This window comes from Streptomyces rishiriensis (assembly GCF_030815485.1).
GTDB classification, from domain to species: domain Bacteria; phylum Actinomycetota; class Actinomycetes; order Streptomycetales; family Streptomycetaceae; genus Streptomyces; species Streptomyces rishiriensis_A.
On sequence record NZ_JAUSWV010000002.1, the window covers coordinates 7,890,341 to 7,911,158 of the forward strand.

The window sequence follows — 20,818 nt, forward strand, 5'->3', positions numbered from 1 at the left end:
GCTGGGGACACGGCTGAGCATGGATCGGATCCGGGCGGCTCGACGGGTCATCGACCCGGTGTGCCTCGCCACTCCGCTGTTTCGCTCCGGAGGGCTCGAGCAGGGCCTGGGGTGCGCGGTGAGCGTCAAGCTCGAGACGGCGAACCCGGTCCGCAGTTTCAAGGCCCGCGGTGCGGAAGTGGTCGCGAGTGGCCTCGCCGAGCACGGCAGGCGCGCGTTGGTGTGCGCGAGCGCGGGCAACCTCGGCCAGGCCCTCGCCTGGTCCGGTCGCGCTCGGGGGATCGACGTCACCGTCGTGGCGTCCCGATCCGCGCCCGCGGCCAAGCTCGAGCGGATCCGCGCGTTGGGCGCCGGCCTGGAAGTGGTGGACGGCGACTTCGAGGCGGCTCGCGAGCGAGCGGCGGCCCTCGCGCTGTCCGACGGCGTACGGCTGGTCGAGGACAGCCTGGACATCGAGACCTGCGAGGGCGCGGCGACCATCGGCCTGGAACTGGTGGACGCGGCCGTGCCGTTCGACGCGGTCCTGATCGCCCTCGGCGGTGGGGCTCTCGCCACCGGCGTGGGCCATGTGGTGAAGACCCTGGTGCCGGCGGTCGAGGTGATCTGTGTCCAGCCGCTGGGCGCACCCGCGATGACCCGCTCGTGGCGCCGACGGAGTGTCGTCACCACCGACTCGACCGACACCATCGCCGACGGCGTCGCCGGCCGGTATCCCATCCCGGCCGTCCTGGACGACCTCCTCCTGGTCGCCGACGACGCCGTCCTGGTCGAGGAGGCGTCGATCGTCGCCGGCATGAGGATGCTTCTCGACGCCGCCGGTCTCGTGGTCGAGCCGTCGGCCGCGCTCGGCGTGGCGGCGATTCTGGAGGACCGTGACCGCTTCGCCGGCCGACATGTGGTCACGATCGTGTGCGGCAGCAACGTCGACCCGGACGCCTACCGCCGCTGGGTCGGCGCGGTTCCCGCCCCCGGAACCTGACGGCCACCAGCCGAGGGCGGGACCACGCCGACCGGGACACGGACGCGGCGTGGCGCACCGCGTTCGCCCCGGACGGACGGTGAGCGACAGCGACAGCGACAGTGGCAGCGGCTGGACGGCAAGGCTGTGGAAACTGGGACGTGCCCGCCGACTTGCCACGATCTGTCGGGCGACGGCCGACGCTCCGGCGCGGTCCCGGGCCGCTCCGTCGCATATGCCGGTGCCGGGTCGGACCTGCGCGCAGCGACGGTGGGGGGGCGGCCCGTGCGGGACGGTGTGCCAACCGCTTCACCCGGGCGTAGCGTCCTCGTAGGGGCCGATCCGGGATGGCGGAGGTGCCGTGTGGTGAGCGAGGGTGATCCGGCCAGGGGCAGCGCGCAGCTGGACGCCGTCTTCGCCGAGACGGTGCGCCGGACGGGCGCGTCCATCGGCGCCCTCTACCTGCTCACCCCGGACGAGGCGCTGCTGCGGCTGGACGCGCTGTGCGGGGCGCCGGCCGAGTTCGCCGCACCGTGGACGCGGGTCTCGACCACCGCTCCGGCGCCGGTGGCCGTCGCCGTGCGTGAGGACCGCATGGTGTGGGTGGGCAGTCAGGACGAGATGGCCCGCTCCTATCCGCGCACGGCGGTGGCGCTTCCGTACCCGCTGGCGCTGGTCGCCGCGCCGGTCACGAGTGCCCGGCGCTGGGGAGCACTGCTCCTGATGTGGCCGGCCACCCGTCCGCCGTACATGACCGGCCGGGAGCGGGGTCACATCGCGGCCAGTTGCGGGCGCCTGGCCCGGCTGCTGGAGGAATTCGTCGAGTACGGAGCGCCCCCGTCCGGCGACGACGAGCCCCGTGTCGTCCCCGTCGGAACCGGCCGCAGGGCCGGGATCCCGGAGATGGCCGTCGCCGACTTCGCGGAGCGGCTGCCCGGCGGGAGCTGCGCGCTGAGCCTCGAGGGGCGGTTCACCTATGTCAGCGACGGCGCCGGTGACCTGCTGGGCTGCCCACCCGGTCGGCTGCTCGGCACCATCCCGTGGGAGTCCCTGCGCTGGCTCGACGAACCCACTTACGAGGACAGCTACCGCGCCGCGGTGATCAGCCGCGAACCCATCTCCTTCACGGCGTGCCGCCCACCGGACCAGTGGCTGGAGTTCCACCTCTACCCGGACGACAGCGGCATCAGCGTCCGCATCATTCCCAGCGGTGCGCAGCCCCCGCCCCTCCCGGCGCCGAGCCGGTCCCCGGGCGCGGTCACGCCCGCCCGGGCGGGCAGGCTGTACCAGCTCACCCATCTGGCCGCCGGACTGACCGAGGTCGTCGGGGTCCAGGACGTCATCGCCCTGGTCGCCGACCAGATCATGCCGGCTTTCGGCGCCCAGGGCCTGGTCCTGTCAAGCGCCGACGCCGGCCGGCTGCGGATCACCGGGCACCGCGGCTACGACCCCGACACCATCGAGCGCCTCGACGGCCTGCCCCTCGACACCGACTTCACCCCGGCCGGACGCGCCCTCAGCAGCGGCATCCCCTCGTTCTTCGCCGACCCGCAGGAGATGCTCCGTGTCTATCCCGACGCCCCGCAGGTCAGCGGGAAGCGGGCTTGGGCCTTCCTGCCGCTGATCATCTCCGGCCGGCCCGTCGGCTGCTGCGTCCTGTCCTACGACCGCCCCCACACGTTCCCGGCCGAGGAACGCGCCGTCCTGACGTCGATCGCCGGGCTCATCGCCCAGGCCCTCGACCGGGCCCGCCTCTACGACACCAAACACGAACTCGCCCACGGACTCCAGCAGGCACTGCTCCCGCGCACCCTTGCCCGGGTCGACGGCCTGCGGGTGGCCGCCCGCTACCTGCCCGCGACCCGGGGCATGGACATCGGCGGAGACTTCTACGACCTGATCCCGCTCGACGACAGCGCCGCCGCGGCCGTCATCGGCGACGTCCAGGGACACAACGTCGCCGCGGCGGCGCTGATGGGCCAGGTCCGCACCGGCGTCCACGCCCACGCGGCCCTGGGCACATCCCCCGACCAGGTCCTCTCCAGAACCAACCGGCTCCTCACCGACCTAGCCCCCGACCTTTTCACCAGCTGCCTCTACGCCCACCTCGACCTCGTCCGCCGACGCGTCACGTTGGCCAGCGCCGGCCACCCGCCGCCCCTGCTGCGCTTCCCCGACGGCGACACCCGACCCGCCGTGATCCCACCCGGCCCGCTCCTCGGAATCGACCCCGACGCCGTCTTTCCGCTGACCGAGATCCCGCTCACCCCGGGCCTGATGCTCGCCTTCTACACCGACGGCCTCGTCGAAAGACCCGGCATCGACCTCGACGAGTCCATCGCCCACCTCGCGCACCACCTCGGCCAGGCCGACGACGCGGATCTGGACCTGCTCATCGACGAGCTGCTCAGGACGGCCGGTGCGGCCGGCCAACGCACCGACGACCTCGCGGTCCTGGTGCTGCAGGACGAAGCACTGCACGCCGGTGCGAGCGACTGACACCAGCGGCGGTACGAGGTGCCCTTCGCGCTTCGGGCGGACCCGCCGGGGGAACTCGGCCACCCGAACGACCCGAACGACCCGAACGACCCGAACGACCCGAACGACCCGAACGACCCGAACGACGTGTCGAGGCGCGTGACGTGTCGGCCCGTACGACCTGCCGAGCGAGCGAGGTGCCCGCAGATGTCCCCTCCACAGCAACCGGAGCAGCGGCGCAGCGGAAAGGGCGGTGCGACCCCGCAGAGAAGCGCCGAACTCACCGCAGAACCGTCCGGGTCCAAACGCGATGCCGCCCATGGCACGGACAAGGGCGCCCAGGGCGGCGGGGAAGGTGGCGGGGTACCGCCGGAGCAGCGTGCCGAGCACCCCTGACCCGGAGCGCGCCACTCCCGTCGCGCTGATCACCGGATCCGATTCCGGGATCGGCAGGGCCACCGCGGTCCGGCTGGCCGAAGCCGGCCTGGACATCGGCGTCACCTGGCACCGCGACCGGTCGGGGGCGCAGCGCACGGCGGACGAAGTGCGAAGGGCGGGGCGCCGCGCCGAGATCGAGCAGCTGGACCTCACCCGTCTGCCGGAGGCCGCCGACGCCGTGGACCGCCTGGCCGAGCGGCTCGGCAGGCTCGACGTGCTGGTCAACAACTCGGGGACCGGCACCATGACGCCGTTCCTGGAGTTGGACCTCGCCACCGTGCGCGAGGTCGTCGACGTCGATCTGGTGGGGCCCTTCCTGTGCTCTCAGCGCGCTGCCCGCCACATGATCGCGCAAGGTGACGGCGGCCGGATCGTCAACGTCACCAGCGTCCACGAGCATCAGCCGCGTGTGGGGGCGGCCCCGTACTGCGCCGCCAAGGGCGGTCTCGGGCTGCTCACCCAGGTCATGGCGCTCGAACTGGCCGAGTACGGGATCACCGTCAATTCAGTCGCTCCCGGTGAGATCGCCACGCCGATGACCGGCCAGGAGGACACCGACGTCACCGCCGAGCGGCGGCCCGGTGTGCCGTTGGGGCGGCCCGGAGACGCCCGCGAGGTCGCGGCCGTGATCGCGTTCCTCGCGAGTCCCGACGCCTCCTACGTCACGGGCGCGTCGTGGGCGGTCGATGGTGGCATGCTGCGGATGGGCCCGCAGGCCGGCAGCCACCTCCCCGACGACGCCTGGAGACGCCCGTGAGACGCCCGTGAGACGCCCGTGAGCCCAGTGGTCGGACCTGCCGCCCGTCTCCGGCCTGGCCGATCCGGGTTCGGCGGCCGGGCCGGAAGCCGGGCGGTGCGGTGGGGACGGGCGGACGGCCCGTGACGTCGGTGGGCCGGGCGGACGGCCCGTGACGGCGCTGCTCGGTTCGGTGCGCACCGAACCGATCAGCGCGCACATCGCGGAGTGTCGTGCCGGTCGCGTCAGTTGTTCCGTTCGGTGCTGTCGTGAGGCCCGGCGCCCGGGCGGTCGTCGCGGTGCCGGCGGCCCGGCAGCATCTCCTGCACCTTGGCCTTCAGGCCCTGCCTGACCATGGAGCCCCGGTCGCTGTCACCGTGCAGGATCGCGGACGCGGCGGCCTCGATCTGGTCCAGGGACGCGTGCGGCGGGATCGGCGGGACGGCCGGGTCGGTGCGGAAGTCGATGACGAAGGGCCGGTCGGCGGCGAGCGCCCGGTCCCAGGCCGCCTCGACCTGCTCGGGCTTCTCCACCCGGACGCCGTCCAGACCGATGCGCCGGGCGATCTCCGCATAGGGCAGATCCGGGATGGCCTGCGACTCCTCGAACTGCGGGGCGCCGGACATGGCCCGCATCTCCCAGGTGACCTGGTTGAGGTCCCCGTTGTTCAGCACCGCCACGATCAGCCGCGGATCGGACCACTCGTGCCGGTACTTCGCGGCGGTGACCATCTCCATCATGCCGTTCATCTGCATCGCCCCATCACCCACCAGCGCGATGGCCGGCCGGTCGGGATGGGCGAACTTCGCGCCGATGGCGTACGGCACGCCCGGACCCATGGTCGCCAGTGTGCCGGACAGCGAGCCGCGCATGTGACCGCGCAGCCGCAGGTGACGGGCGTACCAGTTGGCGGCGGAACCCGAGTCCGCGGTGAGGATGACGTCGTCGGGCAGCTTGCCGTCCAAGGCGTGCACCACGTACTCGGGATTGATCGGATCGGCGTCCACGGCGGCCCGCCGCTGCATGACCTCCCACCAGCGGGAGACGTTCTTCTCGACCTTCTCCCGCCAGGCGCGCTCCTCCTTGCGGCGCAGCAGCGGCAGCAGGCGCCGGAGCGTCTCACGGGAGTCGCCGACCAGGTTCACCTCGAAGGGGTACCGCAGGCCGATCATGTGCGGGTCGATGTCGATCTGCACCGCGCGGGCCTGGTCGAGTTCCGGCATGAACTGCGTGTACGGGAAGCTGGAGCCGATCATCAGCAGGGTGTCGCACTCCTGCATGAGCTCGTACGAGGGGCGGGTCCCGAGCAGCCCGATGGACCCGGTCACATAGGGCAGGTCGTCCGGCAGGACGTCCTTGCCCAGCAGGGCCTTCGCCACCCCCGCGCCGAGTACGTCCGCGAGCTGTTCCACCTCGGCGCGCGCACCGCGGGCGCCCTGCCCGATCAGCACGGCGACCTTCTCGCCGGCGTTCAGCACCTCGGCCGCCCGCTCGATGTCCTCGTCGGCGGGCACCGGCGCGTAGCGGCTCAGCCCCAGGCTGGAGGGCACCATCTTGAAGGCGTGGGTCGGCGGGCTGTAGTCCAGCTCCTGCACGTCGGCGGGCAGGATGATCGCGGTGACGGTCCGCTTGGCGTACGCGGTCCGCAGGGCGCGGTCGATGAGGTTCGGCAGCTGCTCCGGCACCATCGCCGTCTCGCAGAACTCCGAGGCGACGTCCTGGTACAGGCTGTGGAGATCCACTTCCTGCTGGTACGAGCCGCCCATGGCACTGCGGTTGGTCTGCCCGACCAGGGCCACCACGGGGACGTGGTCCAGTTTGGCGTCGTAGAGCCCGTTCAGCAGATGGATCGCCCCCGGCCCCGAGGTGGCCGCGCACACCCCCACCTTCCCGGAGAACTTGGCGTACCCCACCGCCTGGAAGGCCGACATCTCCTCGTGCCGCGCCTGGACGAACTTCGGCTTGTTCTCGGCTCGTCCCCAGGCCGCCAGCAGCCCGTTGATGCCGTCGCCGGCGTAGGCGAAGACATGGTCCACATCCCAGTCACGCAGCCGCTGGAGGATGTAGTCGGACACCTTCGTGCTCGCCATGAGAACTCCGTTTCCGGTCCTTCGTACGGGCGACCGCCCTCGACGACTCCCCGGCCGGGCCCGCCCCCGGGCGCGCGGGACGGCGGGACATCTCATGGGTAACCGTGCGGGTCCCGGGGAAACGCCGTGCTCCGGACGTCGCTCCCAGGGCTGGAAAACCCGGCCCGTTCCCGGGGCCGGGTGGAGCCCTGGACGACCAGGTCAGAGTGACGTGGCCGGCCAGTCGAGCGGACGCGCGCCGATGACGGCCGTCTGGAGCATGTAGCGGTGGGCCGGGTGGGTGGGACGCGCGCCGGTGAGCTGGTGGATGCGTTCCAGCCGATAGGTCAGGGCGCGCACGCTCAGCGTGAGGCGGCGAGCGGCCTCGGCGGCCTCTTTCCCTCGCCGTCAGCCGGGACCAACGGACGCCGCTGCGAGTCTTCGCTCGTCCGCAGCCGGGTACCCGGTGTCGCACACCGGCCCGGACGAGCGCCGGTGAGGCTCGAGCAGCGCGGCGGCGAGACGGGCGTCCGGCGCCGGAGGACAGGGTCACGAGACGGAGCGACGGGCATGCGAAAGGTGAACGATGCCGCCCAGGACGAGCGCGGCACAGGTCCACACCCCTCGGATCAGCCGGCCGAGGCGTTCTTCCGGCCGGTGCCGCACCGGGTGCCGGACGATCCTCCGCCCGACCGGCACCAGGCGATCCTGGACGCGGCCAAACAAGTCGGTTCCCTGCTGAAACGGCAGGGCCACCGCTTCGCCCTCGCCGGGAGCGCGGCCGTCTACGCCCATGGCGCGTCGGGCAGCCTTCAGCACGACGCCGACTTCTGTCTCAGGCGCGATGACGCGGGCGCCGTCGCGGCCACCCTGAACGAAGCGGGGATCACCGTCGTCGAGCCGCCGGAGGACTGGTTGTGGAAGGCGAAGTGCCTCGGGCAGGACATCGACCTGCTCTTCGAACTGGCCCATGAACCGGTCACCTCGGAGCTGCTGGACCGGGCGGTCGAGCTGCCGCTGGACTCGGTGCACATGCCGGTGCTGGCCGCCACCGACCTGCTGCGGGGCCTTCTCGCGTCGTTCTCGGAGCATCCGCCGTAGTGCGCCGTCGAGGCCGTGGCTGCCGGGCCGTCCGGATGCGATCGGTGCGGGGGAGGGGGCGCTGCGGTCGCGTCGTCGGCGCACCGGCCGTCGTCGCTTGAGCGCGGCCGTCGCGGCGTGAGCGCGTCGGCCGACAGAGGTTCGAGGCCGACGCCCTCTGGCGAACGCGCGTAGAACTCGGGCACCATCTCCCTGCACCGCCTGCACCGCCTGCACAGCCACCCCACAGGAAGCACGGTCGTCCGCAGGAAGGGTCCCTCATGAAGTTCCGCTCCGCACTGACCGCCCTCGCGCTCGTGGTCGCCCCCGGCATCGCCGTCGTCGGCACCGCGACCGACGCCTTCGCCGCCACCAAGATCAGTCACGCCACGGCCACCTCGATGTTCCGCGAGGTGGGGATCACCTGGTCCTCGTCCGGCAACTGCTCCGACCGCAACAACTCCACCTGTACGTCCTTCGAGCAGCTGAACCTGTCCACCGCCCAGGGCGCGCAGACGCTGAAGCGGGCCACCGGCTGCGCGCTCAACATCACCGGCGGCACGGAGACCGGCCACGCGAGCGGCACCTACTCGCACTGGAACGGCTACAAGCTCGACTACGGCAAGAACACCTGCGTCACCAACTACATCAAGAACACCTTCACCTACATCGGCCTGCGCGGCGACGGCGCCCCGCAGTACCGCTCGGGCTCCGGCAACATCTACGCCGACGAGGGCAACCACTGGGACGTCCTCTACTACAACTGCGGTGGCTGCTGAGGACGTTGCCCGCGGGGCTTCAGCCAGGAGGGGCGGTCACACCTTGCCGCCGAAGAAGACCTGCACCTCCTGGATGAGCCCGTCCCGGACAGTGATCGCCTCCACGTTGCGGTGCCTGTCGCCCGTCATGATCACGTACTCGTAATGGACGAGGACGAGTTCCTCGTCCACGGGGACGACGTGCAGCAGGCGCTGCTCCTTCATCCGGTGGGCGGTCGGGAAACACCGCTCGAAGAACGTCGCCTTGTCGAGGTGATCGTCCTGCGGGCTGGTGAACGTGAACCCCTCGGCGTAGAGAGCGAGGGCGGCGCCGCGGTTCTGTGACCTGTAGTGCTGAAACGCCGCTTCCACGACGGCCGTCGGACTGGTGGTCATTCGAGCTCCTCGATCGGAAGGCATGCCCTGTTTCGCCACCGTATATCCACCTTCGAACATGCGGTGGCGAGACCCTGCCAAGGGCGGGAACCCGGCGACGGAGATATCGCCGGGTTCGTCGACTCCCGACCGGACGTCGTCCTGCAGACGGTTGCCGCGGCGCCGCCTATCGTGCCGTGGCGAAGTCCTGGGTCCAGTAACTGCCGGACTGCGCCAGCCCGACGCCGATCTCCTTGAACGCGCAGTTGAGGATGTTCGCCTTGTGGCCGGGGCTGGACATCCAGCCCGCCATGACCTGCTCGGGTGTGGAGTAGCCGTAGGCGACGTTCTCGCCGTAGGTGCTCCACACGTAGCCGGCGCGCGTGATCCGGTCGCCGGGGGACGACCCGTCGGACCCGGTATGGGACATGTTCTGGTGGGCTGCCATGTCCGCGCTGTGTGCCTGTGCGGCCTTGGTCAGGACCGCGTTCAGCGTCACCGGCGAGCAACCGACCTTGCCGCGCTCGGCGTTGACGAGTTGCACGATGCGAGCGCTGGTTCCGGAGGCCGGGGCGGAGGCCTTCGGGGTGCTGGGGGACGGGGGAGACGTGGGGGTCGCGGCGGCGGAGGCGGCGGGCTTCGGAGTGCTCGAAGGTTTGGCGGCCTTGGCCGCCGGCTTGGCCTTGGTTTTGGCCTTCGGCTTCGGCGCGGTGGCCTTCGGAGTGCCCACCGGGGTGGCCGGCGTCTGCGATGCCGCCGAACCGGGTTCGCTGTATCCGGCGCCGTTCCAGCCGAGGCTCCGGTCGCCGTGCCCGGCGCTCCTCCAGTCCGCGGCAGTGTCGTTCTCGGCGCTGTGAAGCCGATGTCCGCCGCTGTCCTGCCAGTCGGTACAGGCCAAGGCGACGGATGGCAGGCCTACGGTGGTCATGGTGACGGCAGCGATGATTATTCGCCGGTGGTATTCCTTTTTGCGATGCTTACCCATGCGTGACCTCACTCGGTGATCGCCGAGCGTCCCAGGTGCGGCTGGCTCCACACGGACTCGGCTCCTGAACTGCGAAGACGCCCGGCGGTTCGTCATTCTCAGGAGGCGTCGCACGGAGAGCAATGGCCCTCGGTACTACGTCGCTTCGTAGGTCCTTACGCCCCTTGCCATCGACGCACAGGCATGCTGCTACGGCTTCCGCTCGAGCTGAGGAGAACTGTCGCTCCGTCAGGAACGCCTCGGTTGCACATGCGAAGACATGTGCCGAGCGGGTCGGCGTGCATCGAGTCCTGCGCGATGCGCGTGCAGGCCAAGTCAGACAAATCCCATATGTCGCCGGAACGGCATCTACTATGCGGTCCGGTTAGTGCTGATGGCCGATGTGGCGGATATCACGACATGGCGGCTTCGGTGTTCCCGGCCTGCCCCGACGCACCCCGGACGCGCCGCCACCCCGGTCGCGGCCGGGGTGGCGGCGCACCTGTCAGGCGGCCCGCAGTTCGAACCAGTCGAAGGCCACACTGCCCCGCGTCGCATACATGCCGAAGACGCGGCCGGTGAAGCCGCCCGCGACCTCGGTCGTCAGATAGCGGCCGTCGAGCTCGGCGAGGATCTCGAAGTCGCCGCCCTCCGTCTCGTACCCCAGTCGGAGGGTGTCGGGGCCGCCGACCCGGAGACCGGGCGGGGGAGCCGCCTCCGGGCCCGTGCCCCGAGACGTGACCGTCGGCGGCAGGACGTCGACGGTCGTGACGTCGATGCGCAGGGTCACCGGACCGGCCGGTACGGCCCGTTCGCCGATGGCGTGGCGCAGCGGACCGATCCTGGCGACGGCGCGGACGACTCCGTCCGTCCGCTCCACCGCGTAGTGGTGCGCCTCGTCCAGCCGCACGGCGAGCCCGCCCCGGCCGTCCTCGGCGATGTCGGCCGGCGTGCGCGCGATGCAGTCGGCGTCGCGCTGGCGCCGTCCCACGAAGTGAGCGCCGGGCTTGTCCAGGCTGTCCGCCCGGGCGTGCAGAACGAGGTGGCCGCTCCGTTCGTCGAGGCGGGCGGCCTCCGGGTCGTGCCTTCGCAGCGACACCCAGCACGGCGCGAGCGCGGGGGAGTCGAAGTCGTCACGCTCGGGTGATGACGGCCAGGGATGCGGTGGCAGCGCGGGAGCCTGGGCCCGCAGTTCCAGCGGGCCGGGCAGCGGCCACTCGTCCTCCCACCGCACCGGTGCCAGGAACGTCTCCCGGCCCATGCCGTGATACATCGGTGTGTCGCCGCGCGGCCGGGTGCCCAGCAGCACCATCCACCATGTGCCGTCCTGCGCCTGCACCAGATCGCCGTGGCCGGTGTTCTGCACCGGATGACCAGTGCTGCGGTGGGACAGCACGGGGTTGGCCGGGTGCGGTTCGAAGGGTCCCGGGAGCGTACGCGCCCGGGCCACCGACATCGCGTGCCCGCGTTCCGTGCCGCCTTCCGACAGCAACAGGTACCACCAGTCGCCGATCCGGTACACGTGCGGGCCCTCGGGGTACTGGAGCCCGCTGCCCGACCACATCGCAACCGGCTCACCCAGCAGTTCACCGGTCTTCGGATCGATACGGACTCCGTGGATCCCGTCGCAGGAGAACACGCACCAACAGGTCCCGTCCTCCTCCCACGCCAGGTCCGGGTCGATTCCGGGCACGCCGACCGGCACCGGGTCCGACCACGGTCCGGCGGGGTCCTCGGCGGTCACGAGAACGTTGCCCGCCCCGGCCACCACGGTCGTGATCAGCCAGAACAAGCCGTCGTGGTGGCGCAGCGTGGGTGCGTACACCCCCGTGGAGGAAGGCGCGGTGTCGGGCAGTTCCAACTGCGCGGGCCGGCCCAGGGCGTGCCCGATCAGCCGCCAGTGGACGAGGTCGCGGCTGTGCCAGATCGGCACGCCCGGCACGTACTCGAAGCTGGACGTCGCCACGTAGTAGTCGTCACCGGCCCGGCAGATGCTCGGGTCCGGGCTGAAACCGGGGATCACGGGATTGTCGAAGTACGCCATGTCCGTCCTGAGGAGTGTGGTCGGGGGCAGTGCGCCGCGGGGAACGGTCCGCGCGGAGTCGAAGGGACGACCGGCCGCGACCGGCGACGTGAAAAGCGAGTCCTGCGGCCTTGAGTTGTTGAAGCGCTTCGAAAGTTCACACGGAGGCGCGAGGCATGTCAACAGGCCGTCGTCGGACGGTTGTCGGTGGGTGACCCAAGAAGACGGCCAGGTCTGGTCCGCCCCACGCGGGTAACGGTGCTCGCTGTTCGGCCGCAGAATCGAAGCGCTTCGATTCAGGGTAGCCGGTGGCGATCGGTGGGGCAGCGGGGCAGCGGGACAGCGGGACAGTGGGGCTCCGGTGCGCCGGGTCCCGGGCACTGGGGCTGCGGGCACGAGGCAACGTGGAGGTGGTGGCGGCGTACAGGTGGCCCGGAGTGCCGTCGCGGAACGGACGATCCGACGGTCAGCGGGGAAGCCCGACCGTCGGATGCCGCGGGAGATACGGGGCCAGCGCGTCCCGCCAGCCCGTCAGGGCCTCGGGGGGCAGATCGCGTGCGGCGCGGTATGTCTCGGCGTCCCCAGGCATTCGTTCCTTCGCGCTCCGGGAGTCCGGTCAGCTGAGACCGAGGCCGCGGGCGATCAACCCGCGCTGCACGTCGTTGGTTCCGCCGCCGAGAAAGGCGAGGACGGACAGGCGCAGGCCCTGCTCGAAGATGCCCGCGCCGGGGGCGTCGGGCGCGTCGAGGGCCGCCGCGGGGCCGAGGATCTCCAGGACGTCGCGGCTGAGCTGCTCCGCCACCTCCGCGGCCAGTACGCCGGCCATCGACGAGGCGAGGCGTGCGGTGTGCGCGGCGCCGGATCCGGCTCTCCCGGCCGCCTCGGTCAGCAGCAGGTTCACCGCCTGGACCTGGACGGCCAGACAGCTCAGCCTGGCTCGCTTGTCCGATCCGGACGGGCCGGCCACGCCGTCCGGATCGGCACGGACGGCTGCCAGCAGTTCGTCGAACTGCCGACGGGACATGCCGGCGAGCTCGCCGGCCAGCAGCAGCCGTTCGCCGGTGAGGGTGTCCGTGATGACCTGCCAACCGCGGTTGACCGGGCCCACGCGGGCGCAGTCGCTCACCCGGACGTCGTCGAAGCGCACCGTGCAGCAGATCTGCCCGGACAGGGCCTGGTGCGGTTCCGTCGTGATCCCCGCGGTCGCCATCGGGACCATGAACATGCTGATCCCGGCCAGTGGAAGCTTCGCGTCCACGTCCGTGCGTACGGCGAGCCAGATGTACTCAGCGGCGTGGGCGTTGCCGATCCAGGCCTTGGTCCCGTTGATCACCCAGTCGTCCCCGTCCCGGATCGCGGTCGTGGTCAGCGACGCGAGGTCGGAGCCCGCCTCGGGCTCGCTGTAGCCGAGGCAGAAGGTGAGTTCTCCGTCCAGGATCCGGGGCAGATACCGCGCCTTCTGCCCGGCCGTGCCGTACTTGACGATGGGGGCGCCGATCACCGAGACGGCGGCCATCGCGATGGCGACCGGCAGCTGGTGGTAGGCGGTCTCGTCCTGCACCGCGAGCTGCTCGATGAGGGGCGCGTCGCGGCCGCCGTCGGCGGCGGGCCAGGTCATTCCGAACCACTTCCGTGCCGCCATCTCCGCCACCAGGCCGGGGTCGTCCCCCTTGCCGAGCAGCCTCACCCGGCTGCGGTGCGCGGCGCAGAAGGAGCGGGCCTCTTCCCGCACCGCCGCCGCCCGCGAGGTGGAGCCCACGACGGGCAAGCCGGTCGCGGGCCCGATCAGGAGGTCGGCGACGGTTCCGTTCGGTGGCGGACAGGTCGGCAGCAGCGCGAGGTCTGCATGGACCCGGCGGAAGAGCCAGGGGGCGTCGTGTTCCTCGAAGTACCCGCCGGCGCCGAGGGTGTGATGGGCGCTCAGTTGGATGCGCGACGCGACGGCCGTCGCGTGGGACACCGCGAGTTCCGTGGCGAGGACACCGTCCGGTGCGTCGGCGCCCAGTCTGCGGACGGCATCCTCGATGAGAAGTTCGCCCGCGACGAGTTCGATCTCCCGTGTCGCAGTGCGCTGCTGGACCGCGCCGAACCCGCCGATCGCCCGGCCGAACTGCCGGCGTACCTTCGCGTGGGCGACGGATCGGTCGTGCGTCTGCCGTGCGGCGGCCATCGCCCGTACCGCCAGGCCCAGCCTGAGCAGGGTGAGCGCCCGGCCGGCCTGCTCCGGACCGACGTCGACGTCGGCCTCCGGTCCGCCCAGGTGCAGCCGGGCCCAGGCGGGTGACGCCAGCCCGGGCTGCGGGACGGCGAACTCCACGGGCCGCAGCGATGCGCGGCCGCCCCCGGACGGCAGGGCGAGGACGTGCGAGGCGGCCGTCCCGGCCGCCATGAAGGGCACCGTCCCGGTCGCCGGGTCCGTCACCGCCACCAGGATCCGGATGTCCCCGGCCGCGATGCCGGCCGTGATCTGCGGGGCCGTCGCCAGCAGGCCCGTGGCGACGAAGCCGTCCATGACGGGCAGCGGGCAGGCGGCCGCCCCGGTGGCCCGGACCAGCGCGACGGTGGCGGCCAGGCTCCCGGAGTCGAACCAGCCCCGGGCCGCGGCCAGTCCCCACAGCCGGGCCAGAGCGGCCTCGTCGGCCAGGTCGGGGAAATGCCACTGCCGGGTCAGCAGTTCGGTGTTCTCATCCACGCTGAGCATTTCGCCCGTCCCGCCTGCGGTGTCCGCTGTCATGCCGTTGTTCCGAGCGTAGGAGCGGTGTCGGAACGCGGGCAATGCGGGACCGGGACAATAGGGGCCTGATAGGGGTTCGCGAGATCGGGGGCGGGGATAGGCTCGAACACCATGAGGTATCGACAATTGTCCTGTGCTCGGGGAGGGTGACGGAAGTGGGAAATACCGGCAGCGACAGCTGGGTCCGCGTCTACCGTCAGGTGCCGGGGGGTTCACGTCTGTTCTGTTTCCCCCACGCGGGCGGCGCCGCGAGCTATTTCCATCCGTGGTCGAGGTCGGCGCCCGGGGACGTCGAGGTGCTGGCGCTGCAGTACCCGGGCCGACAGGACCGGGCCGGCGAGCCCCACGTCCGCACGATCGCCGATCTGGCCGACCGGATCCACGCGGCGATCCGACCGCTGCTCGCGGAGCCGTTCGCGTTCTTCGGCCACAGCATGGGAGCGATCCTCGCGTTCGAGGTGGCGTGCCGGATCGCCCGGGAGCAGGGGACCGGACCGGCGCATCTGTTCGTCTCCGGCCGGCGGGCTCCCTCTCTCGTCCGGCACGAGGAGCTGCACCGGGCCGGCACGTCCGCACTCGTCGCAGAGATGCGCGCCCTGGGCGGCACGGACCCGCGCGTGCTGGCGGACGAGGAACTGCTCGATCTCGTCCTGCCGACGATCCGTGCCGACTACACGGCCATAGAGACGTATCGGTTCGACTCCGCGCCTCCGCTGTCGTGCGACATCACCGCGATGGTCGGCGACGGAGACCCGAAGGCGTCCGTCGACGACGCGGCGGCCTGGTCGCGGCACACCCTCGGCCGTTTCGATCTGCGGATCTTCCCCGGCGACCACTTCTACCTGGAGGACTGCCGGGCCGGGGTGCTCGATGTGATCGCGTCCGTGCTCTCCCGGGCACGGCAGGACGCGGGTCGCGGCTAGTGCGCCGGGCGCACCTCCCGGCCATTGTCCACGGCCTCTCGTGCGGACGGTACGTGGATCGCGCCCGAATCGGCACCCCTACCGTACCCCTAGCCGCGGCGCTCTTCGCATAAGGGTGCGGTAAGGGTTTTGGTCTGCCCACAGGGAACCTAATGTTGCCGAATGTGCCGGGCCGGGACAATGAAATGCCACGGCACCTTCGCATTCTGAGTAAGGCCATCGAGGCGGGACGGAATTGGCAATGCTCGAATACTCACCGGAAAACGACTGATGGAATTCGATTGGTCACCGAACCAGCGTGAACGCTACGCCGACACGAGCGCGGCCGTCGCCGAGCGGTTCGCCGAGCACGAGACGAGCACCGACCCGGAGTCGGTGCGGCTGGCCTGGAAGGACGCCGCGGGCATCGGCCTGACAGGACTGTGCCTGCCCCGGGAACACGGCGGGGCCGGCCTCGGCGCTCTGGACACGGCGCTGAGCCTCGAGGCGTTCGGCCGCTCCTGCCCCGACATGGGCCTGGTGTTCGGCGTCGCGGCACACCTGCTGTCGTGTGCCGTGCCCGTCGCGGAGTTCGGGACGGACGAGGCGAGGGAGCTGCTGGCGGGCATGGCGGTGGGCGACCTGATCGCCGGCAACGCCATGACCGAGGACGAGGCGGGATCGGACGTCGGACGGATCAGGGCCACCGCCGAGCGCTCGAGCGAGGGCTATGTGCTCAACGGGGAGAAGTCCTTCGTCAGCAATGCCCCTGTCGCGGACGTGTTCGTGACCTATGCGGTCACGGATCCCTCCGCCGGCTTCCTGGGCCTCTCGGCGTTCGCCGTGCCGCGCGGGCTCGACGGCGTCGTCGTCGGCCCGCCGCTGCCGAAGATGGGACTGAACGGCTGCCTGGCGGCGCGGGTGCGGTTCGAGGGCTGTGTCGTGCCGGCCGGCTACCGGCTCGGAGCCGAGGGCGGCGGCGGGGCGATCTTCCAGCATTCCATGGGGTGGGAACGCGGCTGTCTGTTCGCCGCGTACCTCGGGCTGATGGAGCGGCAGCTGGCCGAGTGCGTGGGCCGGACCACCGACCGACGCCAGTTCGGGCGGAAGATCGCCGGGTTCCAGGCCGTCTCGCACCGGATCGCCCGGATGCGGCAGCGGCTGGAGAGCGCGCGGCTGCTGCTGTACCGCGCCTGCTGGCTGCTCGACCAGGGCCGCACGGACGTCGGCGCGATCGCCATGGCGAAGACCGCCGTGTCCGAGGCCGCGATCGCCAACAGCCTCGACGCCATGCAGCTGTTCGGCTCAACCGGCTACCTGGCCGGTGCCGGGATCGAGGAGCAGCTGCGCGACTGCCTGCCCACGACCATCTTCTCCGGGACGACCGAGATCCAGCTGGAACTCATCGCGAGGGGGGAAGGGCTGTGAGCCTGCACCGGCTCGTCATCGAGGCCGCCGTGCGCCGGCCCGGCGCGCCGGCCGTCAGCGCCCCGTCCGGTTCGTTCACCTATGGCGAGCTCGACGCGGCGGCCGACGCGATCGCGGCCAGACTCGACCGCCAGGGCGTCCGGCGCGGCGACCGGGTCGTGCTCTGGGCGGGAAAGAGCCCGGAGACGGTGGCGGCGATGCAGGCGGTCCTGCGGCTCGGCGCCGCCTACGTGCCCGTCGACGGCAGCAGCCCGACGGCCCGGGTCGCGGCCATCGTCCGGGACTGTGCGGCACGCGTCGTCGTCACCGACCGCTCACGCATCCCGCGGATCTCCGGAGAGCCCGTCGCGGGGGTCCCCTGCGTCGAGATGGACGGTCCCTACGACCCGGCGCCGCCCCTCGACGCCGCCACTACCGACGACGACCTCGCGTACATCCTCTACACGTCGGGATCGACCGGCACGCCCAAGGGGGTGTGCCTGACGCACCGGAACGCGCGGGCGTTCGTCGACTGGGCGCACGACGTGCTGGCGCCGACCGAGGACGATCGGTTCGCCAACCACGCGCCTTTCACCTTCGACCTGTCGGTGCTCGACCTGTACGTGGCCTTCCGCGCCGGCGCGACGGTGCATCTCGTCCCCCCTGAGCTGTCCTTCGCGCCGGCGCAGCTCGGCGAGTACCTCTACTCGGAGCGGATCAGCGTCTGGTACTCGGTGCCGTCCGCCCTCGCGGTCATGATGCGGTACGGCGGGCTGCTGGACCGTCCGGCGCCGGAGGCGCTGCACACCGTGCTGTTCGCGGGCGAGCCGTTCCCGATCGCGCAGCTCCGCGACCTGGCCGGCTGGACCGGCGCGCGGATGATGAACCTCTACGGCCCGACCGAGACCAACGTGTGCACGTTCCACGAGGTCACCGAGGCGGACCTGGACCGCGACCGGCCGGTGCCCATCGGGATCGCGGCCGGTGGCGACCGGGTCCGGGCGCTGCGGGCCGACGGGGGAGTCGCCGCCGTCGGCGAGGAGGGCGAACTCGTCGTGGACGGCCCCACGGTGATGGCCGGTTACTGGGGACACCCGCCGCAGAGCGGCCCCTACCGCACCGGCGACCTGGTCCGGGTCCTGCCCGGAGGGGCGTTCGACTACCTCGGGCGCCGCGACCACATGGTCAAGATCCGCGGACACCGGGTCGAACTCGGCGAGGTCGAGTCCGTGCTCGAGAACCACGCCGACGTCGCGGAGGCCGCCGCGGTGGCGGTCGGCGAGGGCGTCGACACCCGCCTGGTGGCGTTCGTGGCCCCGCGGAAGAGCGAACTCGGGACCCTGGCCCTTCGCCGGCATCTCGCCCTGCACCTGCCGCGCTACATGGTCGCGGACGAGGTGCGGATCCTCTCCCCGCTGCCCAGGAACGGCAACGGCAAGATCGACCGACCGGCGCTGCGGGCGCGCGCCGGCGGCGCGGAACGAACAGCGCACGAACCGGATGCGTGACCACCACCTCCCCACCGAAAGGGCGGCGCAATGACCCTCGATGAGGTCACACCGCGGATCACGACCTTCATCAGCGAGAGCTTTCTCGACGGTGACCCGAAGGGTGAGCTCACCGAGTCCACCCCGCTGCTCGAATGGGAGATCCTCAACTCGATGAACAGCGCACTCCTGCTCAACTTCCTGCGGGAGGAACTGCGGGTCGACGTACCGTTGTCGTCGATCAACGCGGCGAACTTCAGGGACATAGCAGCCATCAGCACACTCGTCTCCGGCCTGGTGGCCGTTCCCGCGGAAGGTGTCTGACAGCCATGAGTGTCGACTACGACGTCGTGATCGTCGGCGGTGGCCCGGCCGGGTCGAGCGCCGCTGCCTACCTCGCCAAGGCCGGCAAGTCGGTGGCCGTGTTCGAGGGTGAGAACTTCCCCCGTCCGCATGTGGGCGAATCGCTGGTTCCGGCCACCACGAGGGTGCTGCTGGAAACCGGGGTCATGGACAAGATCGAGGCGGCGGGCTTCCCGCGCAAGTACGGAGCGGCCTGGACGTCGTCCCGGACGCGCAACGTCAACGCCGACCAGGCCGGCGCGTTCACCCACGAACTCGGCGTCGCCGACATCCTGTTCAGCGAGCGCGACCAGCCGGGGGTCGACCGGGACTACACCTTCCACGTCGACCGCAGCCGGTTCGACCTCATCCTGCTCAAGCACGCCGAAAGCCTGGGCGCCAAGGTCTTCCAGGGGATCCGCGCGATGCGCGTGGACTTCGACGACCCGGCCAAGGTCACCGTGACCTGCAAGGTGGGCTCGAAGGAGGTGGACGTCACCGCGAAAATGGTCATCGACGCCTCCGGCCGCCAGACCATGCTGGGCCGGCAGCTCGGCACCAAGGAGGCGGACCCCGTCTTCAACCAGTACGCCATCCACGCCTGGTTCGACGGGCTGGACCGCTCCTCGGTCGCCAACAGCCCCGAGAAGGTCGACTACATCTACGTGCACTTCCTGCCGATCAGCGACACCTGGGTCTGGCAGATCCCCATCACCGACACCGTCACCAGCGTCGGGGTCGTGACCCAGAAACACCGGTTCGCCGAGGCGAACATGGATCGCGAGAAGTTCTTCTGGAGCTTCGTGGAGAGCCGGCCCGACCTGTACGAGGCGCTGAAGAAGACGGAGCAGGTGACGCCCCTGAAGGTCGAGGGCGACTACAGCTACGCCATGAGCCAGATATGCGGCGACCGGTACGTGCTGATCGGTGACGCCGCGCGGTTCGTCGACCCGATCTTCTCCAGCGGCGTGAGTGTCGCGCTCAACAGCGCGCGGCTGGCCTGTCACGACATCGTCGCGGCCCTCGACGCCGACGACTTCTCGCAGGCCAGGTTCTCCGCGTTCGAGACGAAGATCCGCAACGGGGTCCGCAACTGGTACGAGTTCATCTCGGTCTACTACCGGCTCAACATCCTGTTCACCACGTTCGTGGCGGATCCGCGGTACCGGCTGGACATCATCCGGCTGCTGCAGGGCGACCTCTACGACGAGGGGGAGCCGGAGGTCCTGCGCATCATGCGGGAGACCGTGACCGCCGTCGAGAACGACCCGACCCACCTGTGGCACTCGTACCTGGGCACGCTTCGGGCGCCCATCCTGGCTCCGGCCTTCTAGGTGGCCTGTACCGCCCGCGACAGCATTGCCGCCCTGTCCGGTTCAGCCCTCGTCCGCGGGAAGCGCGAGCGTCCGGGTCACCACGCGGACGCCCGGTGCCCGTACCGCGACGGAGGCGACCACACCGTCCCCCGCGGCAAGGTCGGCCAGCGACCAGGCGGTGATCTCACCGCACGGGTCCGGCAGCGCCGTCACGGCGCCGTGGGCGGTCGTGACGATGCCGCGCAGATGGGTGGCCAGGCCGGTGCCGAGGGCCTTGGCCACGGCCTCCTTCCGGGTCCAGAAGCGCAGTACCTGGGCGTCCCTGAGCGCTTCCGGCAACGCGTCCACGGCCTGCCGCTCGCTCACGGACAGCGCCGTCCGGGCCAGCGCACCGCGGTCGGCCAGCGGCCGGAGGCGTTCGACGTCGACGCCGACCGGGGCGTCCCACGACACGGCGGCGGCCACAACGGCCTCGCCATGACTGAGGCTCACGTGCAGGCCCCCGGGAAAGACGACCAGCGGGCGCCCCCGCCCGTCGCGCTCCCAGGCCTGCCGGTCCGGCGCACATGACGAGTACGCCTCGACCAGTTGCCGGCCGACGCGATGTGCGGCGACGCGCGCCCGGTGGAACCGCCGGGCGCGCTGGTCCAGGCTGAGCGGCTCGTCCCGGGGCGCCGCGCCCACCGCCACCCAGACGGCGACGTGGCCGGTCCCCGCGAGCTGCGGCTCGTCCACGGGTCGCCCCCTCCGG

Annotated in this window: 15 protein-coding genes and 2 pseudogenes; 10 read left to right on the forward strand and 7 right to left on the reverse strand. The window is 71.3% G+C overall.

Going from position 1 to position 20,818, the window contains the following annotated elements; translation table 11 throughout:
- Positions 1–19 precede the first annotated feature (19 nt).
- From QF030_RS37380 to QF030_RS37390, 3 genes are all read left to right on the forward strand, one after another.
- Positions 20–979 carry a threonine ammonia-lyase gene (locus QF030_RS37380; protein ID WP_373428862.1) on the forward strand — a complete coding sequence of 320 codons (960 nt, stop codon included), beginning with the start codon at positions 20–22 and terminating at the stop codon, positions 977–979.
- 342 nt (positions 980–1,321) lie between these two features.
- Positions 1,322–3,457 carry a SpoIIE family protein phosphatase gene (locus QF030_RS37385; RefSeq protein ID WP_373428863.1) on the forward strand — a complete coding sequence of 712 codons (2,136 nt, stop codon included), beginning with the start codon at positions 1,322–1,324 and terminating at the stop codon, positions 3,455–3,457.
- 298 nt (positions 3,458–3,755) lie between these two features.
- The gene (locus tag QF030_RS37390; protein ID WP_373428864.1) at positions 3,756–4,631 is read left to right on the forward strand and encodes an SDR family oxidoreductase; all 876 of its coding nucleotides are present in this window, start codon (positions 3,756–3,758) and stop codon (positions 4,629–4,631) included.
- 224 nt (positions 4,632–4,855) lie between these two features.
- Here the strand turns inward: QF030_RS37390 and QF030_RS37395 are convergent, their stop codons facing one another.
- Both QF030_RS37395 and QF030_RS37400 read right to left on the reverse strand, forming a co-directional pair.
- Complete coding sequence (locus QF030_RS37395; protein ID WP_307166994.1) at positions 4,856–6,700, reverse strand: thiamine pyrophosphate-requiring protein; 1,845 nt, start codon at positions 6,698–6,700, stop codon at positions 4,856–4,858.
- 201 nt (positions 6,701–6,901) lie between these two features.
- Positions 6,902–7,081 (reverse strand): annotated as a pseudogene (locus QF030_RS37400) (helix-turn-helix domain-containing protein); the annotation flags it as partial.
- Between the two features lie 168 nt (positions 7,082–7,249).
- Here QF030_RS37400 and QF030_RS37405 point away from each other — a divergent pair.
- Together QF030_RS37405 and QF030_RS37410 are read left to right on the forward strand one after the other, a co-directional pair.
- A pseudogene (locus tag QF030_RS37405) lies at positions 7,250–7,771 on the forward strand (hypothetical protein); the annotation flags it as partial.
- A 269-nt stretch (positions 7,772–8,040) separates the two neighbouring features.
- Positions 8,041–8,538 (forward strand): hypothetical protein, encoded by a 498-nt coding sequence (locus QF030_RS37410; RefSeq protein ID WP_307166995.1) that lies wholly within the window; start codon positions 8,041–8,043, stop codon positions 8,536–8,538.
- Between the two features lie 36 nt (positions 8,539–8,574).
- Here QF030_RS37410 and QF030_RS37415 read toward each other — a convergent pair whose 3' ends face one another.
- From QF030_RS37415 to QF030_RS37430, 4 genes are all read right to left on the reverse strand, one after another.
- Complete coding sequence (locus QF030_RS37415; RefSeq protein WP_307166996.1) at positions 8,575–8,913, reverse strand: nuclear transport factor 2 family protein; 339 nt, start codon at positions 8,911–8,913, stop codon at positions 8,575–8,577.
- Between the two features lie 166 nt (positions 8,914–9,079).
- Positions 9,080–9,790 (reverse strand): CAP domain-containing protein, encoded by a 711-nt coding sequence (locus QF030_RS37420; RefSeq protein ID WP_373428865.1) that lies wholly within the window; start codon positions 9,788–9,790, stop codon positions 9,080–9,082.
- A gap of 571 nt (positions 9,791–10,361) precedes the next feature.
- Positions 10,362–11,900 (reverse strand): glycoside hydrolase family 43 protein, encoded by a 1,539-nt coding sequence (locus QF030_RS37425; protein ID WP_307166998.1) that lies wholly within the window; start codon positions 11,898–11,900, stop codon positions 10,362–10,364.
- 595 nt (positions 11,901–12,495) lie between these two features.
- A complete protein-coding gene (locus QF030_RS37430; protein ID WP_307166999.1) occupies positions 12,496–14,571 on the reverse strand; it encodes an acyl-CoA dehydrogenase in 2,076 nt (691 codons plus the stop codon).
- 197 nt (positions 14,572–14,768) lie between these two features.
- Between QF030_RS37430 and QF030_RS37435 the strand changes: the two genes are divergently transcribed.
- The 5 genes from QF030_RS37435 (at position 14,769) to QF030_RS37455 (ending at position 20,085) form a co-directional block, all read left to right on the forward strand.
- Positions 14,769–15,536 carry a thioesterase II family protein gene (locus QF030_RS37435; protein WP_307167000.1) on the forward strand — a complete coding sequence of 256 codons (768 nt, stop codon included), beginning with the start codon at positions 14,769–14,771 and terminating at the stop codon, positions 15,534–15,536.
- A 270-nt stretch (positions 15,537–15,806) separates the two neighbouring features.
- Complete coding sequence (locus tag QF030_RS37440) at positions 15,807–16,943, forward strand: acyl-CoA dehydrogenase family protein (RefSeq protein WP_307167001.1); 1,137 nt, start codon at positions 15,807–15,809, stop codon at positions 16,941–16,943.
- A complete protein-coding gene (locus tag QF030_RS37445) occupies positions 16,940–18,430 on the forward strand; it encodes an amino acid adenylation domain-containing protein (protein ID WP_307167002.1) in 1,491 nt (496 codons plus the stop codon). The genes QF030_RS37440 and QF030_RS37445 overlap by 4 nt, the downstream gene beginning before the upstream one ends.
- Before the next feature lie 30 nt (positions 18,431–18,460).
- Positions 18,461–18,733 carry an acyl carrier protein gene (locus tag QF030_RS37450; protein ID WP_307167003.1) on the forward strand — a complete coding sequence of 91 codons (273 nt, stop codon included), beginning with the start codon at positions 18,461–18,463 and terminating at the stop codon, positions 18,731–18,733.
- Positions 18,734–18,738: 5 nt separating this feature from the next.
- Entirely contained in the window at positions 18,739–20,085 is a 1,347-nt protein-coding gene (locus tag QF030_RS37455; protein WP_307167004.1) for an NAD(P)/FAD-dependent oxidoreductase, read from the forward strand.
- A 42-nt stretch (positions 20,086–20,127) separates the two neighbouring features.
- Here the strand turns inward: QF030_RS37455 and QF030_RS37460 are convergent, their stop codons facing one another.
- Entirely contained in the window at positions 20,128–20,802 is a 675-nt protein-coding gene (locus QF030_RS37460; protein WP_307167005.1) for a 4'-phosphopantetheinyl transferase family protein, read from the reverse strand.
- Positions 20,803–20,818 lie beyond the last annotated feature (16 nt).